This window comes from Micromonospora sp. KC606 (assembly GCF_004348675.1).
Classification (GTDB): domain Bacteria; phylum Actinomycetota; class Actinomycetes; order Mycobacteriales; family Micromonosporaceae; genus Micromonospora.
In genome coordinates this window covers 1-16,964 of the sequence record NZ_SMKN01000129.1, presented here as the reverse complement: position 1 = coordinate 16,964, position 16,964 = coordinate 1, and the positions used below count along the sequence as shown (strand labels likewise).

The 16,964-nt window shown below is 71.9% G+C and carries 11 protein-coding genes; 3 read left to right on the top strand and 8 right to left on the bottom strand.

All coding sequences use genetic code 11. The features are described 5' to 3' along the window. Window positions 1-414: 414 nt before the first annotated feature. The 5 genes from ilvC to E1193_RS21455 all read right to left on the bottom strand — a co-directional run bounded on the left by ilvC (window position 415) and on the right by E1193_RS21455 (window position 6,767). Window positions 415-1,428 (bottom strand): ketol-acid reductoisomerase, encoded by a 1,014-nt coding sequence (gene ilvC, locus E1193_RS21475; protein WP_132184990.1) that lies wholly within the window; start codon window positions 1,426-1,428, stop codon window positions 415-417. 56 nt (window positions 1,429-1,484) lie between these two features. Next, complete coding sequence (ilvN, locus tag E1193_RS21470; RefSeq protein WP_132184989.1) at window positions 1,485-2,000, bottom strand: acetolactate synthase small subunit; 516 nt, start codon at window positions 1,998-2,000, stop codon at window positions 1,485-1,487. Beyond that, entirely contained in the window at window positions 1,997-2,179 is a 183-nt protein-coding gene (locus E1193_RS21465; RefSeq protein WP_132184988.1) for a hypothetical protein, read from the bottom strand. The genes ilvN and E1193_RS21465 overlap by 4 nt, the downstream gene beginning before the upstream one ends. A gap of 2 nt (window positions 2,180-2,181) precedes the next feature. Then, entirely contained in the window at window positions 2,182-4,068 is a 1,887-nt protein-coding gene (locus E1193_RS21460; protein WP_132184987.1) for an acetolactate synthase large subunit, read from the bottom strand. 236 nt (window positions 4,069-4,304) lie between these two features. Further along, the gene (locus E1193_RS21455) at window positions 4,305-6,767 is read right to left on the bottom strand and encodes a bifunctional diguanylate cyclase/phosphodiesterase (RefSeq protein WP_165945795.1); all 2,463 of its coding nucleotides are present in this window, start codon (window positions 6,765-6,767) and stop codon (window positions 4,305-4,307) included. 110 nt (window positions 6,768-6,877) lie between these two features. On the opposite strand from E1193_RS21455, the gene ilvD reads away from it, so the two are divergent. From ilvD to E1193_RS21440, 3 genes are all read left to right on the top strand, one after another. Continuing rightward, on the top strand, window positions 6,878-8,725 hold the full coding sequence (ilvD, locus tag E1193_RS21450) for a dihydroxy-acid dehydratase (RefSeq protein ID WP_132184986.1): 1,848 nt from the start codon (window positions 6,878-6,880) through the stop codon (window positions 8,723-8,725). Between the two features lie 178 nt (window positions 8,726-8,903). Further along, entirely contained in the window at window positions 8,904-10,856 is a 1,953-nt protein-coding gene (locus E1193_RS21445) for a hypothetical protein (RefSeq protein ID WP_132184985.1), read from the top strand. Then, window positions 10,853-12,376, top strand: coding sequence for an ABC transporter substrate-binding protein (locus E1193_RS21440; protein ID WP_132184984.1), 1,524 nt, complete (start codon window positions 10,853-10,855; stop codon window positions 12,374-12,376). Before E1193_RS21445 ends, E1193_RS21440 begins: the two co-directional genes overlap by 4 nt. Before the next feature lie 90 nt (window positions 12,377-12,466). Here the strand turns inward: E1193_RS21440 and E1193_RS21435 are convergent, their stop codons facing one another. From E1193_RS21435 to E1193_RS21425, 3 genes are read right to left on the bottom strand one after another with little or no spacing between them, the layout of a single operon-like run. Then, the gene (locus E1193_RS21435; protein ID WP_132184983.1) at window positions 12,467-14,935 is read right to left on the bottom strand and encodes a glycoside hydrolase family 2 protein; all 2,469 of its coding nucleotides are present in this window, start codon (window positions 14,933-14,935) and stop codon (window positions 12,467-12,469) included. Beyond that, entirely contained in the window at window positions 14,932-15,831 is a 900-nt protein-coding gene (locus E1193_RS21430) for a carbohydrate ABC transporter permease (RefSeq protein WP_243707818.1), read from the bottom strand. Before E1193_RS21430 ends, E1193_RS21435 begins: the two co-directional genes overlap by 4 nt. Before the next feature lie 55 nt (window positions 15,832-15,886). Continuing rightward, the gene (locus E1193_RS21425) at window positions 15,887-16,900 is read right to left on the bottom strand and encodes a sugar ABC transporter permease (RefSeq protein WP_132184982.1); all 1,014 of its coding nucleotides are present in this window, start codon (window positions 16,898-16,900) and stop codon (window positions 15,887-15,889) included. Between the last annotated feature and the right edge of the window lie 64 nt (window positions 16,901-16,964).

Here is a 16,964-nt window from a genome sequence, read left to right as displayed (position 1 = left end):
GCCCAGCCCCAGGCCGACCACCCCCAGAGAGAACCGACCCGACAGACCACCCCAGGCGGACCACCTCGGGGAAACGACCCGGCAGACTCCCGAGGGACCGCCCGAGGGACCGCCCGAGGGACCGCCCGAGGGACCGAGGCCCTGGTCACCCGCTCCCAGTAGGTGAGAAGCCGGCACAGAGCCGGCGTGATCCACTCCAGATGCCGCAATCCGCGGTGAGCCGGCCGATTGACAGCACAAGTTGGCGCACCCGGAGCCGATCACGCACGGGACAATCGCGCGGGAACAGGCGCGCGGCGACACACGCACGGGAACAGACGCGCGGCGACACACACGCACGGGGACACACGCGGCGGCGGCCCGCGACCCGACGCCGGGAGGAGCGTCGGGTCGCGGGCCGCGTGGGCGCCGGCGTCAGGCCGTCTCGGTGATCGGGCGGTCGACCCAGCTCATCATCGAACGCAGCTTCTGGCCGGTCTCCTCGATCGGGTGCGCCGCGCCCTCGGCCCGCCACTTGGCGAAGTTCGGCCGGCCGGCCTCGTCCTCGGCCACCCACTCACGGGCGAACTCGCCGGACTGGATCTCGCCGAGGATCTTGCGCATCTCCTCCTTGACCCGCGCGTCGACGACGCGGGGGCCACGGGACAGGTCGCCGTACTCGGCGGTGTCGGAGACGCTGTAGCGCATCCGGGCGATACCGCCCTCGTACATGAGGTCGACAATGAGCTTCAGCTCGTGCAGGCACTCGAAGTAGGCCACCTCGGGCGCGTAGCCGGCCTCGGTGAGCACCTCGAAACCGGTCTGCACCAGCGCCGCCGCACCACCGCAGAGCACCGCCTGCTCGCCGAAGAGGTCGGTCTCGGTCTCCTCCTTGAAGGTCGTCCGGATCGCTCCGGCCCGGGTGCCACCGATGCCCTTGGCGTACGACAGGGCCAGCTGGAAGGCGGTGCCGCTGGCGTCCTGCTCGACGGCGATCAGGCAGGGCACGCCCTTGCCGTCGACGTACTGGCGGCGGACCAGGTGGCCGGGGCCCTTCGGCGCGACCATCGCCACGTCCACGTCGGCCGGCGGGGTGATCAGGCCGTACCGGATGTTGAAACCGTGGCCGAAGAAGAGCGCCTTGCCCGGGGCCAGGTTCGGCGCGATCGCGTCGGCGTAGAGCGCCCGCTGCGCGGTGTCCGGCGCCAGGATCATGATGACGTCGGCCTCGGCCGCCGCCTCGGCCGGCGTGAGCACGCGCAGGCCCTGCTCCTCGGCCTTGGGGCGACTCTTGGAGCCGGCCGGCAGACCGATCACCACGTCGACGCCGGAGTCGCGCAGCGACAGCGCGTGGGCGTGGCCCTGGCTGCCGTACCCGATCACCGCGACCTTGCGGCCCTGGACCAGGCCCAGGTCGGCATCGTCGTCGTAGTACACCTCAACGCTCATTGACTTCCCTTTCGTACGGCGGTCCGGGTCGGCCGTCGTGGACTTGTGCGGGCGGATCAGGCGGCGCGCAGCGCGGGGCCGGCGGTGATGGAGCGCGAGCCGCGCCCGATCGCCACCGTGCCGGACTGGACCATCTCCTTGATGCCGAACGGCTCCAGGTCGCGCAGCATCGCGTCCAGCTTGTCGGGGGTGCCGGTGGCCTCGATGGTCAGCGTGTCCGGTGCGACGTCGATCACCCTGGCGCGGAACAGGTTGACCGTCTCCAACACCTGCCCGCGGGAGTTCCGGTCCGCGCGGACCTTGACCAGCAGCAACTCCCGGGCCACCGAGACCTGCGGATCCAGCTCGACGATCTTGAGTACGTTGACCAGCTTGTTGAGCTGCTTGGTCACCTGCTCCAGCGGGGACGACTCGGCGTTGACCACGATGGTGATCCGGGAGACGTCCGGGTTCTCGGTCTCACCCACGGCGAGACTGTCGATGTTGAAGCCGCGCCGGGAGAACAGGCCGGAGACCCGGGCCAGGACACCTGGCTTGTTCTCCACCAACACCGAGAGCGTGTGCATGGTCATGACTGCGCCTTCCTCATCATGGCCTCACGGCCCTCGCCGCGCTCGGTGCGATCGGCCATGATCATTGCCTTCCTCATCATGGCCTCACGGCCCTCGCCGCGCTCGGTGCGATCGGCCATGATCATTGCCTTCCTCATCATGGCCTCACGGCCCTCGCCGCGCTCGGTGCGATCGGCCATGATCAGACCTCGTCCTCGTCGAAGGCCGGGCGGACGCCACGGGCGAACATGATCTCGTCGTTGCTGGTGCCGGCGGCCACCATCGGCCAGACCATCGCGTCCTTGCCGACCACGAAGTCGACCACCACCGGTGCGTCGTTGATCGCCATCGCCGCCTCGATGGTCTTGTCGACGTCGTCGGCGTTCTCGCAGCGCAGGCCCACGCAGCCGAGCGCCTCGGCCAGCTTGAGGAAGTCCGGGATGCGGTGCTTGTGGGTGCCCAGCTCGGTGTTGGAGTAGCGCTCGCCGTAGAACAGGGTCTGCCACTGCCGGACCATACCGAGATTCCCGTTGTTGATCACTGCGATCTTGACCGGGATGTTCTCCAGCGCGCAGGTGGCCAGCTCCTGGTTGGTCATCTGGAAGCAGCCGTCGCCATCCACCGCCCAGACCACCGCGTCGGGTCGCCCCACCTTGGCGCCCATCGCCGCCGGGACGGCGTACCCCATGGTGCCGAGGCCGCCGGAGTTGAGCCAGGTGCCCGGCTTCTCGTACGAGATGAACTGGCTGGCCCACATCTGGTGCTGGCCGACGCCCGCGACGTAGATGGCGTCCGGGCCGGCGATCTCACCCAACCGCTTGATCACGTACTGCGGGGAGAGGGTGCCGTCGGAAGGCTCCTCGTAGCCCAGCGGGTACCGCTCGCGCAGGTCGTCCAGTTGGGTCCACCAGTCGGCGAGGTCGGCCCGCTGGCCGGCCTTCTGCTCGGTGGTGACCGCCGTGACCAGCTCGTCGATGACGTGCCGGGCGTCACCGACGATCGGCACGTCGGCGTGCCGGTTCTTGCCGATCTCCGCCGGGTCGATGTCGGCGTGCACCACGGTGGCGTCCGGGGCAAACGAGTCCAGCTGGCCGGTCACCCGGTCGTCGAAGCGGGCGCCGAGCGCCACGATCAGGTCGGCCTTCTGCAGGCCGTAGACCGCGGCGACGGTGCCGTGCATGCCGGGCATGCCCAGGTGCTGGCGGTGCGAGTCGGGGAACGCGCCCAGCGCCATCAGCGTGGTCACCACCGGAATGTTGGTCAGCTCGGCGAGCCGGCGTAGCCCCTCGGTGGCGCCGGCCTTGAGCACGCCTCCGCCGACGTAGAGGACCGGGCGGCGGGCGGCGGCCATCAGCCGGGCGGCCTCGCGGATCTGCTTGCCGTGCGGGTGCAGGGTCGGCCGGTAGCCGGGCAGGTCGAGGGTGGGCGGCCAACTGAAGGTGGTCGACGCCTGGAGGACGTCCTTGGGAATGTCGACCAGCACCGGCCCGGGCCGGCCGGTGGAGGCCAGGTGGAACGCCTCGGCCAGCACCCGCGGGATCTCCTCCGGGGTCTGCACCAGGAAGTTGTGCTTGGTGATCGGCAGGGTGATGCCCTGGATGTCCGCCTCCTGGAAGGCGTCCGTGCCGATCGACGGGCGGGCGACCTGGCCGGTGATCGCGACGATCGGCACCGAGTCCATGTACGCGTCGGCGATCGGGGTGACCAGGTTGGTCGCGCCCGGCCCGGAGGTAGCGATGCAGACACCGACCCGCCCGGTGGCCTGCGCGTACCCGGTGGCGGCGTGACCGGCGCCCTGCTCGTGGCGGACCAGGATGTGCCGGACCGTGGAGTCGTACAGCGGGTCGTAGGCGGGCAGGATCGCCCCGCCGGGAATGCCGAAGACGACGTCGACGTCGAGCGCCTCGAGGGACCGCACGAGCGAGCCGGCGCCGGAAACCTGGGCCGACGCGGGCTGCCGTACGGCCTGGGCGGCCGGAACGGCGCCGGAGCGCGGCGCGGAGGTGTGGTCGGCGTCGCCGCTCGGCTCGGTGACCGTACGCGCCCGACGGGCGGAGTTGGCGAGTGTCTCTGGCGTGGGTCTCGTCATGGCGGTTCAGGCCTTCGGCTGGAGTGGGTGGAGCTTCTTCGACAGGTGCTACGGGGGCGTCGACCGCCCCGACAGGGTCCGACGGCAATAAAAACGGCCCTCGTGCAGACGCACGGGGCCAGCGCACTCTCGACGGGAGAGTGCGCTCAGGTAAGTACTCGCAGCGACCGGATCGACGACATGGGGACCAGCCTGACGCATCTCAGCCGCTGAGTCAACTGATCCCACATGTTGGTTCACGAACGGGGGGCACCATCCCCCGTTCGAGGTTCTGCGAGTGGCCCCACCTGCGTGGATCCCTCCTCCGGCCGGCGCGGCGCGGGCGCCTGCGGCGCCGGTGCCGGTGCCGGTGCCGGTGCCAGAGAGTCCCGACGCAGCCGGGGCGGCAGCGGTGACGGAGCCGTCCGCGCCGGCACGGGCGACCCGGCCCGCGACGCCGGCAGCGTCGACCCGACCGGCAGCACCGACCCGGGGCGCGCGCCCGGCGAGGTCGCCGCCTCCAGCATCGCCTCCAGGTGCTCCGCCGGCACCCCCCACCCGAAGAGCGCCCCCTGACCGAACCGGCAGCCGGCGGCCACCACCGCGGCCAACTCCGTCGGACACGTCACACCCTCGGCGATCACCTCCAGGCCGAGCTGGTGGCCGAGCCGCATGACGATGTCGACCATCGGGGCGAAGGCCGGGCCATCCCGGTCCACCGGGCGGACCGGCTCGTGCTCGGCGACCAGACTGTGGTCGATCTTGAGGATGTCGATCGGCAGCCGACGCAGCTGCCCCAACGACGAGTAGCCGGCCCCGAAGTCGTCCAGCGCGATCCGCACCCCGGTGCGCCGCAGCGCGGTCAGCCGCCGGATCAGCTCGTCGAGGTCGGTGGCGACGGCGTGCTCGGTGACCTCCAGCACCAGCCGCTGCGGCGGCACGTGGTGGGCGCGCAGCGCCTCGGCCACCTGGACGACGTACTCCGGGGCGTGCAGCTCGCGCGGCGAGACGTTCACCGAAACCCAGACGTCGTGCCCGTCGGCGAGCCAGCGAGACAGCTGCCAGCATGCCTGGTGCAGCACCCAGGCGCCGAGTTTGGCGATCATCCCGCACTCCTCCGCCAGCGGGATGAACTCGTCCGGGCGGACGCTGCCCAGCTCCGGGTGGCGCCAGCGCAGCAGGGCCTCGGCTCCCACGGGCCGCACCGAGGGCAGCGAGGCGACCGGCTGGAACACCAGGCGCAGCTCGTCGCGCTCGATCGCGCCGCGCAGCTCGTGCTCCACCCGGGTACGCCGCAGCATCTGCTGGTCGTGCGCGCCGTCGTAGCGCTCGATCCGGTTCTTGCCGCGCTGCTTGGCGTAGCGCAACGCGAGGTCGGCGTGGCGCAGCAGGGCTGCCTGGTCGGGCTCGCCGGACTGGCCGGCCACCCCGATGCTCACCGAGAGGAACACCGGCCCGTCCGGCTGTTCGTACGCCCGCCCCAGCACCCCGAGCAGCCGCTCGGCGACCGCGTGGGCCTCGGCGGGGCGGCCCCGCATCAGCACCGCGAACTCGTCGCCGCCGAGCCGGGCGGCCAGGTCGCCGGGGCGAAGGTTGGCCCGCAGCCGCCGCCCCACCTCGGCCAGCACCAGATCGCCCACGTCGTGCCCGCGCATGTCGTTGACGTTCTTGAACCCGTCCAGGTCGAGGCCGAGCAGTACGCGTTCGAGGCCCTGGTCGCCCCAGCGTTGCAGCTCACGCAGGAGGCCGCGACGGTTGGCCAGGCCGGTCAGCGGATCGGTGTGGGCCAGCTCCCGGAAGTGTGCCTCGCGTTCGGCCAGCCGGTCGGCGTACCCGCGCATGTCGTTGAGGGTCAGGTACTGCCGGGCGACCAGCGCGAAGCCCTCGACGCTGCCGGCCACGACGGCGAGCGCGTCGAAGTGGCCGCCCTGCACGAGGTGGTACATCGCCGAGGCGGCCATCGCGAACATCGGAACGAAGGCGTACTCGCCGTCCCGGCGGATCAGGTCGACCTCGACCTGCCCCGGCGGATCGACCCGGAGCACGGCGAGCGCGACGGTGAGCAGACCGAGGGCGAGCGGCACCGCCCCGGCCAGGGCCACGCCGGTGCCGGTCTGGCACACCCCGGCGACGACGCCGAGCCCGCCGGAGGCGGTGGCGGTGACACCCACGCCGAGGGCCGCGATGCGTGCGCGGGGCGCACCGGCGCGGAGCACCACGATCAGGGCCAACCCGGCGGTCAGCGCGGCGTTGGCCGAGGCGAGCAGGATCGCCGGACAGGCCACCGGGGTGGCGTCGCCGAGCAGCCGGGTCGGCTCGGAGAAGATCACCCAGCCGACGAACCAGAGCGCGGTCGCCATGATCAGCGCGTCGAGCAGCAGCCGGGCGGTGGCCGCCCGGCTCACCACCACGCCGGGCAGGCGGAGCAGCCCGACGGCGGCGACCAGCCCGCTCGACGCGACGAGCACCGAGACCAGCAGCGGCCAGCCGACGAGACGCCCCGGCCGGTGCCCGAGGTGCGGAGAGGCGTACGCCACGGCCAGCCCGGCCAGCAGACCGACCAGCGCGATCGCCGCCGCCGCCGCGAGCAGCACGTACGCCCGCCGGCGCGGGCAGAATCGTCGCCGCCGCCCCGTCGACCCGGCGAGCAGTGCGGTGGCCGTCACGGCGACCAGGGCGCTCAGGATCGCGACCGCGATCATGCCCGGGGGTAAACGCACGACCTCAACTGTGCCGGATGAGGGCGTTCCGTGGGGCACCGGGTGTGCATCTGTTGGGACACGGCCCGACCCGCTGGGGGTGCCGCCGTCGCGGTGCCACACTGGTACGCATGCCTGAGCTGCGGTCGAGGACCTCCACCCACGGTCGGACGATGGCCGGCGCCCGGGCCCTGTGGCGGGCCACCGGGATGACCGACGACGACTTCGGCAAGCCGATCGTCGCCATCGCCAACAGCTTCACCCAGTTCGTGCCCGGTCACGTACACCTCAAGGACCTCGGCGGCCTGGTCGCCGACGCGGTGGCCGAGGCCGGCGGGGTGGGCCGGGAGTTCAACACCATCGCGGTCGACGACGGCATCGCGATGGGTCACGGCGGCATGCTCTACTCGCTGCCCAGCCGCGAGTTGATCGCCGACGCGGTGGAGTACATGGTCAACGCGCACTGCGCGGACGTCCTGGTCTGCATCTCCAACTGCGACAAGATCACCCCGGGCATGCTGCTGGCCGCGCTGCGGCTGAACATCCCCACCGTCTTCGTCTCCGGCGGCCCGATGGAGGCCGGCAAGACGGTGGCGATCGAGGGCGTGGTGCACTCCAAGATCGACCTGATCGACGCGATGATCGCCTCCTCGAACGAGGCGGTCACCGACGACCAGCTCGGTGAGATCGAACGCTCCGCCTGCCCGACCTGCGGCTCCTGCTCCGGCATGTTCACCGCCAACTCGATGAACTGCCTGACCGAGGCGATCGGCCTCGCCCTGCCGGGCAACGGCTCGACCCTGGCCACCCACGCCGCGCGCCGGTCGCTCTTCGTCGAGGCCGGCCGCACCGCCGTGGAGATCGCCAAGCGCTGGTACGACCACGACGACGCCTCCGTGCTGCCCCGGTCGATCGCCAACCGCGCGGCCTTCGAGAACGCGGTCGCCCTGGACGTGGCGATGGGCGGGTCGACCAACACGATCCTGCACCTGCTCGCCGCCGCCCGCGAGGCCGAGCTGGACTTCGACGTTGCCGACATCGACGCCGTCAGCCGCCGGGTGCCCTGCCTGGCCAAGGTCGCGCCGAACTCGCCCAACTACCACATGGAGGACGTGCACCGGGCCGGCGGCGTCCCCGCCATCCTCGGCGAGCTGGACCGGGCCGGTCTGCTCCACCGGGACGTGCACGCCGTGCACTCCGCCGGCCTCTCCCAGTGGCTGGCGGACTGGGACGTGCGCGGCGGCTCGCCGCGACCGGAGGCGGTGGAGTTGTTCCACGCCGCCCCGGGCGGGGTGCGCACCACCGAGCCGTTCTCCACCACCAACCGCTGGTCGTCGCTGGACACCGACGCCGCGGAGGGCTGCATCCGGGACCGCGAGCACGCCTACAGCGCCGACGGCGGGCTGGCCATCCTGCACGGCAACCTGGCCCCGCAGGGCTGCGTGGTGAAGACCGCCGGGGTGCCCGAGGAGTGCCTGACCTTCCGCGGCCCGGCCAAGGTCTACGAGTCCCAGGACGACGCGGTGTCGGCCATCCTGGCCAAGGAGGTCGTCGCCGGCGACGTCGTGGTGATCCGGTACGAGGGGCCGAAGGGCGGCCCCGGCATGCAGGAGATGCTCTACCCCACCTCGTTCCTCAAGGGCCGCGGGCTGGGCCGGGCCTGCGCGCTGCTCACCGACGGGCGTTTCTCCGGCGGCACGTCGGGCCTGTCCATCGGCCACGTCTCCCCCGAGGCGGCCTCCGGTGGGCTGATCGCCCTGGTCGAGGAGGGCGACGAGATCGTCATCGACATCCCGGGCCGGACGATCGAGCTGGACGTGCCGGCCGACGTGCTGGAGGCCCGCCGGATCGCCCAGGAGAAGCGGGACCGGCCGTACACGCCGGTGGACCGGCAGCGCCCGGTGTCGGCGGCGCTGCGCGCGTACGCCTCGATGGCGACCTCGGCCAGCGACGGCGCGTACCGCCGGGTGCCGGACTGACCGGGGCCCCGCCGGCCGGCTGGAGGCTGGACGGATCTCTCGACGGCCGCGTGGGAACGCGCCCGCAGCTGTCGGCATTCGGTCACGGATCGACGACGATCACGTATTGACCGGGCCGCCGGCCGGGCTCGACCATGAGCGGACTGGACAGGGGTCCGACCGCCGCGGGGGAGGCTCGATGACCATCCACCACCGCCGCCACGCCGTGGAACTGGTACGCGAGGTGATGACCCGCGGGCAGGACACCGCGCCCCCGCCGGTGCTGATCTTCGAGGGTGACCGGGGCAGCGGCAAGACCGCCCTGTTGACCGGCCTCGCCGGCCTCCTCGACGGCCGGGTGCCGTACGCGCACATCGACCTGGAGGCGGACGGCCGGACGGGAACCCCGGAGGTGCTGTACGCCCTCGCCTTCCACCTCGGCCGGCCGTGCCCGCTCTACGGCACCCTGCACTTCCCCCGGCTCGCCGTCGGGAAGCTGGTGATGGACGACGACACCCTGGACCTGCGGGACCGCGACCGGGCCCGACAGCAGATCAATGCGCTGCTGCGCGAGCACCGCGGCGTCGACCGGCTGGTCACCACGCTCAGGGAGGGTGCCGGGGACCTGCCCGCCGTCCTGCCGGCCGGCATGCAGACGCCGGTACACCTGTCCACCCGGTTGCTGGCCTCGGTCATCCACCGGCTCGCGTCCGGAGCGTGGAGCAGCAGGTTCGTGCTCGGCCGGGCGCAGAAGTGGTACGGCACGCAGGGCGCTCCGCACCCCCGCCCACCGGTCGAGACGCTGATCGACCTGAACCGGTGGCACCGCCGGCCGGGTGAGGCCAACAACGCCCGCCAGCGTGACGAACTGCTCTGGGCGGCGTTCCGCGCCGACCTGACCGCCGGCCTCGGCCGACGACTGCGCCGGCCCTGGATGCCGCGCTGCGTGGTGCTGATCGACAACGCCGACACCCGACTCGGACGGCACTTCCTGATCGAGCTGGCACGTGGACGCGAGACGGCCCAGAACGAGCCGCTGGCGGTGGTGGCGACCAGCCGGGCCCCCTTCCTGGGCCACCTGCCCGAGGCGCAGCAACGCCTGCTGGCAGCCGAGGAGTCGCTGACCTCCGGCCGGGACGCCGACCAGCCCCGGCCCCGCTGGGTCCGCTACCCGCTGCCCGCTCTCACCGACGCCGACGTCGTGCACCGGATGGCGCGGGAACACCCGGATCTGGAGCCCCGGCTACCCCGGCAGATCCAGCAACTCGGCCAGGGAAACCCGTTGGTGGTGAGCATGCTCCTGGCGGCGGCCCACGAGGTGTCGTCGTGGCCCGAGGGCGGTGAGGAACTGGCCCTCGCGCTGGCCCGGCTGGAACCCACGCCGGCCGATGACACCGACCGGAGGCAGTTCACCGTCGAGGAGCGGCTCATCCGGCACCTGCTCGGCGTCCCGGACGCCGACCCACTTCCGGTCGACGAGATGGAGACCCTGACCACCTGCGCCGCCGCCCGGACCGTCGAGCAGGCGACCACGTTGGCGGTGCGGAGCGGGCTGCTCACCGGCGACGGGTACGCGGGCCGGCTCGGGCTCATGTTCGACAGTCTGCGGTCGGCCTCTCCCGACGCCGACCCGCCGCCGTTGCGCCGGCTGCTGCTGCGGCGGCTCGCCGCCCGCGACCCGGACGGCGGGGATGGCTGGAACTGGGTACACGCGCTCCTACGGGACCAGTGCCGGGCACGCGGCGACCGGGCCGGCGAGTTGTACCACGCGTTGGCCCTCGACCAGCTCGAAGAGGTCAGCGACCAGTTCGCCACCGGGGTCGGGGCGGTGCCAGCCGCCGACTGGCTGGCCATGCTGCGGGCCGTCACGCGGGCCCCCACCCATCGGCCGCACACCGCGCCACCCACGCAGGAGGCGCACCGCCTCGCCCGGTCGACCGGCGCCGACCCGGAGAGCCGGCTCGGCCGGGTGACCCGGCTGGTCGTCGGTCTGCGGCTCGCCGCGGACCCGTTCACCGGCCGGCTCCGGGCCGACCTGCACGACGGGCTGAAGCGCGACTACCGGGCGCTGGCCCTGCACTTTCCCGACGACCAGTCGCTGCTGGTCGCCGAGGCCAACCGACACAAGGGATGGGCGGACCAGTGGCGGTGAGGGACACGGCCGACGTCAGCCCGGTGGCGGGCGTTCCCCCGGACTTCTTCGCACCCCGGGTGCCCCGGTCACGACGGGTGCTCCGGTTGGCCGCGGCCACGGCGGCGGTGGCCGGTCTGGTCGCCGCGTCGGCCCTGGCCGTCAATGTCCTGGTCAACTCGTGCGGCAGCCTGCGATCCGGCCTGACCCGGGTGGGCGGCGAGTGTGTCGGAGTGCTGACCGACGTCGGCGCGCACACCTTCGAGGGCCTCGGCGACGTCCAGCAGAAAATCAGACAGCAGAACGAGATCGTTCGCAAGAAGTCGGCCGCCGAGAACCAGCCGTACGTGCGGGTGGCGCTGCTGTCGCCGATGACCGCCACCGGGAAGAGCTTCATGTCGAAGGCGCAGGTCCGGCACGCGGTGCAGGGCGCGTACGTCGCCCAGGTGCGCGCCAACGGCAGCGCCGGCACGAACGACCCGCCCCTGATCGAGCTGGTCCTGGCCAACGTGGGAAGCCGGCAGGAACAGTGGCGCCGGGTGGTGCGCGAACTGGAGCGGCTGGCGGAGGACGAGAACCCGCTGGTCGCCGTCATCGGCATGGGCACGAGCATCGCGGCGACCCGGGACGCCGCCCGGCACCTCGCGGCTTCCCGGTCCGAACTACCCATGATCGCCGGTGTCGCCACCGCCGACGACTTCCGTGACATCGAGGGGTTCGTCCGTGCCTCGCCGAGCGACAGCGACTACGTCCTGGCGCTGAAGGCCTACCTCCAGAACCGCGGGGATCTCCGCAGGGGCATGGTGGTCTTCGACGAGTCGGAGCCGGACCTGTACGTCCGGAGCCTCCTCGCGGCGTACCGCAGGCTCCTCAAGGAGTACCTGCTGCCCTACGAGCGGTCCTTCGTCGGTGCCGGGGATCCGGGCCAACGTGCCCGCTTCCTCGAACCGATCGCGGTGAGCGTGTGCACCAATCCACAGCCCGACATGGTCCTGTACGCCGGCCGCGCCCTCGACCTGAACGACTTCGTCAACACGCTGGCGAGCCGGCAGTGCTTCACCCAGAAGCCACTGACCATCCTGGTGGGCGCCACCGGCCTGACCGTCTCCCCCGAGACGGCCGCGCGGATGGCGCAGACCCGGATAACCATCGTCACCGCCGCGTCGGTGCACCCTTCCTGGTTCACCGACGACGCGACAGTGCCGGTACCCAAGGGCCTTGCGGCGTTCGTGGACACGTTCCGCGCAGCGAGGTTCGACGACGAGAGCGCGCTCCTCGACGGCTACGCCCTCACTCACCACGACGCCATGGCGACCGCGGTGACGGCGATCCGGTTGGCGAAGCGGAGCAAACTGTCCGCCGCCGACGTACGCGGTCAGTTGCTCAACCTGAACAAGGACGTGGTGATCCCGTCCGCCGGTGGCGAGCTCAGCTACACCACGGCCCGCAGGGCGGACCCGGTGGGCAAGTGGGTGCCGATCACCGTCGTCCCGGCCGGCGCCGCAACGGTCCCGAAGGGGACACCGTTCATCACGGGCTGAGAGCCCGCCCACCACCGGTGCCCGCCGGCTGCCACCTGCCGACGCCCCCGCACCGGCGGCCCGGCCGCCGCCGGCCGGCGGCCACGGACCCTAGTTGCCGGCGATGTCGTTGACGCAGCGCAGCACCGGCCGGCTGGTCAGCGCCGCCGGATCCAGCGGCACGCCGGCCGTCACCGTGAAGGTTGTCGACTCCCCCGGCAGCAGGGTGACCAGCGCCTGGTCCACCTCGGCGGAGGGGTCGAGCCGGTCCGGAAAGAGGGCCAGGTCGCGCAGCGCCGCCCGGGCGGTCACCCGGACCCGCTGCCCGCCGTCGACCGGCTCGACGCTCGCCTCGAAGCGCGCCGCCGGCCAGTCCACGTCCCGGTCCTCGGCGAAGAACCAGAACGCCCGCTCCACCTCGTCGCCGGCCTCGGCCACCAGCAGTTCCCGACGGGCCTCCGCCGGCGCGGCCAGCGCCGCCGGCAACGCCAGCGCCGCCGGCAACGCCAGCGCCACCGCCGCGTACGCGGGGACGTCCAGCTCGTACGCCGTCTTGGCGCACGGCTCGCCGGCCAGGCTCAGCCGGGTCACCGTCGCCGAAGCCCGCCAGGGTTGCCCGGTCTCGTTGACCGCCACCAGGGCCAGCCCGCCGCCGCGGGGCTGGACGGTGAGCAGCCGGTCGGCGTACGCCCGGCGCAGCGCGTACCACAGCGGCTTGCGCCGGCCGTCGCCGTCGACGGCAGACCACGAGGTCACCGGCCAGCAGTCGTTGAGCTGCCAGACGATGGTGCCGGCGCAGACGTCCCGGTGGGAGCGGAAGTGCTCCACCCCGAGCTGGATCGCCCGGGCCTGGTTGAGCTGGGTGAGGTAGTGCCAGTCGTCGAAGTCCGCCGGGGCGGGCAGGTGTGCGTCGAGCCCTCGCTGGAGCTTCAGGTCGCCGTCGATGGCCTTCTGGTGGTGGGCCATGCCGGGCGAGTCGTGGGCCAGGGGCGCGTCGGACAGCGCCCGGCGCAGCGTCGCGTACGCCGGAGGCGCCTGGTAGCCGAACTCGGCGACGAAACGGGGGACGTACTCCCGGTACTTCGTGTAGTCGTCGGTGTTCCACACGTCCCAGATGTGCGTGGTGCCGTGCGCCGGGTCGTTCGGGTGGATGCCGTCGTCGCCCGACCAAGGGCTGCCCGGCCAGTACGGGCGGGTCGGGTCCAGCTCGCCGACGATGCGGGGCAGCAGGTCGAGGTAGTAGCCCCGTCCCCAGGTGCGGCCGGCCAACTGCGCCTGCCAGCCCCAGTCGTGCCAGCCCCAGATGTTCTCGTTGTTGCCGGTCCAGAGCACCAGCGACGGGTGCGCGGCCAGCCGGGTCACCTGCTCCCGCGCCTCCGCCTCGACCTCCGTACGCAGCGGCTCCTCCTCCGGGTACGCGGCGCAGGCGAAGAGGAAGTCCTGCTGCACCAGCAGGCCCAGCTCGTCGGCCAACTCGTAGAAGTCCGCCGACTCGTACCGGCCGCCGCCCCAGACCCGCAGCAGGTTGACCCCGGCCCCGGCCGCCTGCGCGAACCGGTGCGCCAGCCGATCGCGGGTGATCCGGCTGGGAAACGGGTCGTCGGGAATCCAGTTGACGCCCCGGACGAAGACCGGCACGTCGTTGACGTGCAGGGCGAACGGGGTGCCGTACGCGTCGGGGATGGTGTCGAGGCGTACGGTGCGGAAGCCGATCCGGCGGGACCAGGCGTCCAACTCCCGGCCGTCGGCCCCGCAGAGGATGACGTCGAGCTGGTGCAGCGCCGGCTCGCCGTACCCCCGGGGCCACCACCGCGTGGGGTTGTGGACCTCCAGGCTCGCCACGGCGGCGCGCTCCCCCGCCGGGACGACCACCTCGGTGCTCGCGCCAGCGACGGCGGCCCGGACGGTCAGCGGCACGTCGGCCACCCGCTCGACCTCGACGTGCAGTTCCACCCGCCCGAGGTCGTCGGTGACGGTCACCAGGGGACGGACGGCGGCGAGCCGGGCGGTGGACCAGGCGTGCAGCCCGATCTCCTGCCAGATTCCGGCGGTAACCAGGTTCGGGCCCCAGTCCCAGCCGAAGTTGCAGGCCATCTTCCGGATGAACGGAAACGGCTCGGGGTAGGCGTTCGGCCGGTCACCGAGCAGGTCCCGGTGCGCCTCGGCGTAGCGGTACGCCGAGGCGAAGCGGACGGTGAGCGCGTTCGGCCCCGGACGCAGCAGCGCCGTCACGTCGAAGCGGTGGCCGCGGTGCATGTTCTCGGTGCGACCGACCTCGACGCCGTTGAGCGTGACCGTGGCGACGGTGTCCAGCCCGGCGCAGACCAGATCAACCCGGTCGTCGTCGCCCGGCCGGTGCACGACGGTGGTCTCGTAGACCCAGTCGGTACGTCCGATCCAGCCCAGTTCCGTCTCGTTGGCGTCGAGGAACGGGTCGGGGATCAGGCCGGCGGCGAGCAGATCGGTGTGCACGCAGCCGGGCACCGCGGCCGGCACGGACCGGTCGGCGAGTGCCGGCGGCACCGGCGAGCCCGGCGCGGCCCGCAGCGTCCAACCCTCGTGCAACGTCCGGTGGGTCACGACTTCACCGCGCCATCCATGATGCCGCGGACGATCTGCCGGCCGCCGATGAACAGCATGATCAGGAGCGGGACGGTGGCGATGAAAGCGCCGGCCAGCACCCGTCGGTAGATCACGTAGTTGCCGCTGGCCAGGTCGGAGATGGCGACCATCGAGGTGGGGTAGTCGGTTCCGCTCAGCGTGATCAGGGGCCACTGGAAGTCGTTCCAGGTGGCGACGAAGGTGAGCAGGCCGAGCACGGCCAGGGCCGGCCGGATCGCCGGCAGCACGATGTTCCAGTAGACGCGCATCGTGGAAGCCCCGTCGACCCGGGCCGACTCGACCAGCTCGTCGGGGACCGAGTTGACGATGAACTGTCGCATGTAGAACACGCCGAACGCGGTGACCAGGCCGGGCGCGATGACGGCGAGCAGGGTGCCGTTCCAGCCGAGCTTGCCCATCACGATGTACAGCGCCACGATGCCGAGCTGGTTGGGCACGGTCAGGGTGAGGACCACGAAGACCATCAACGCGTTGCGGCCGGCGAACCGCAGCTTGGCGAAGGCGAAGCCGGCCAGCGAGCAGAAGAAGAGCACCGAGGCGGTCACCACGAGGGAGACGATCAGGCTGTTGACCAGCGAGGCGGCGAAGTAGACGTCCTGGAGGGAGAAGACCTCGTCGACGTTGGTCATGAACCGGTCGCCGGGGACCACCGCGGGCGGCAGTTTGGCCAGCGCCTCGTCGTTGCTGGTGGAGATGACGAACATCCAGTACAGCGGGAACGCCGCGAAGAGCATGGTGACGGCGAGCAGCAGGTACGTCCCGATCCCGGCCGGGGTGTCCTGCGGCGCCCGGCCCAGCAGGGCCGGGCGGTTGCGCCGCACCGGGGCGGCGGGGCGCGGCGGGGCGAGGGTCACCCGAGTCTCCTTCCGTTCGCGACTGCGGTACTCCGCTTCGCTGCGTTCCTCACGCTCACCGACGGCCTCCGGAGAGGCGGTTGGTCAGCAGCGTGTTGATGCCGGCGACGACCAGGATGATCAGGAACAGCGCCCAGGACATCGCGGCGGCGTAACCGAGGTTGAGGTCCTTCCAGCCGACCTTGTAGATGAGCTGGGCGATGGTCTGCCACTCGCCGTTCGGTCCGCCCCGGGCGGTCTGCGCGTTCGGGTCGAACAGCATCGGCTCGGTGAAGAGCTGGAGGCCGCCGATGGTGGAGAGCACCACGGTGAAAACGATGATCGGCTGGATCATCGGCACGGTGATCCGCCAGAGCTGCCGCCACGGGCCGGCGCCGTCGATGGCCGACGCCTCGTAGACGTCACGTGGGATGGACTGCATGGCGGCCAGGTAGAGCAGGGCGTTGTAGCCGATCCATTTCCAGTTCACCATGGTGGCGATGGCGATCCAGGAGTGCGTCTTGTCGGCCCGCCAGTCGATCGGGGCCTCTGGGCTGCCGTAGCCGAACAGGCCGAGCACCCAGTTGGCCATGCCGAAGTCGCGGGAGAAGAAGACGCTGAACACCATCGACGAGGCGACGATCGGGGTCACGTACGGCAGCAGCATGCCGACCCGCCACCAGGTCTGCAGGCGCAGCCTCCGGTTGAGCAGCGACGCCACGATCAGGGCGAGCAGCAGCTGGGGCACCGACGAGAGCAGGAAGATGCCGAAGGTGTTGTACAGCGCGTTCCAGAAGTCCTCGTCGCCGAAGAGCCGTGTGAAGTTCTCGACGCCGGCCCAGTACGGCAGCGTCGGGTCGTCCAGTCGGTAGTTGCGCAGCGCGACCACGCCGTTGAAGACCAGCGGGAAGAGCCCGAAGAGGATGAAGAGCAGGAAGAACGGCGCGATCATCACGTACGGCATGTAGCGCATGTCGAAGCGGGACAGCCGGTTACGCCAGGAGAGCCGCCGCTCGTCGGCTCCGGAGCCGCCGCGTCCGGGGGCGGCTCCGCGGCCCGACGACGCGGGCGCGGCACGGGTGGTGGACATGGGACACGCTCCAGGGCCGAGAGTGACGGGGGCACGGGTGGCGCGGTGCCCGCCGGCCTCGGGC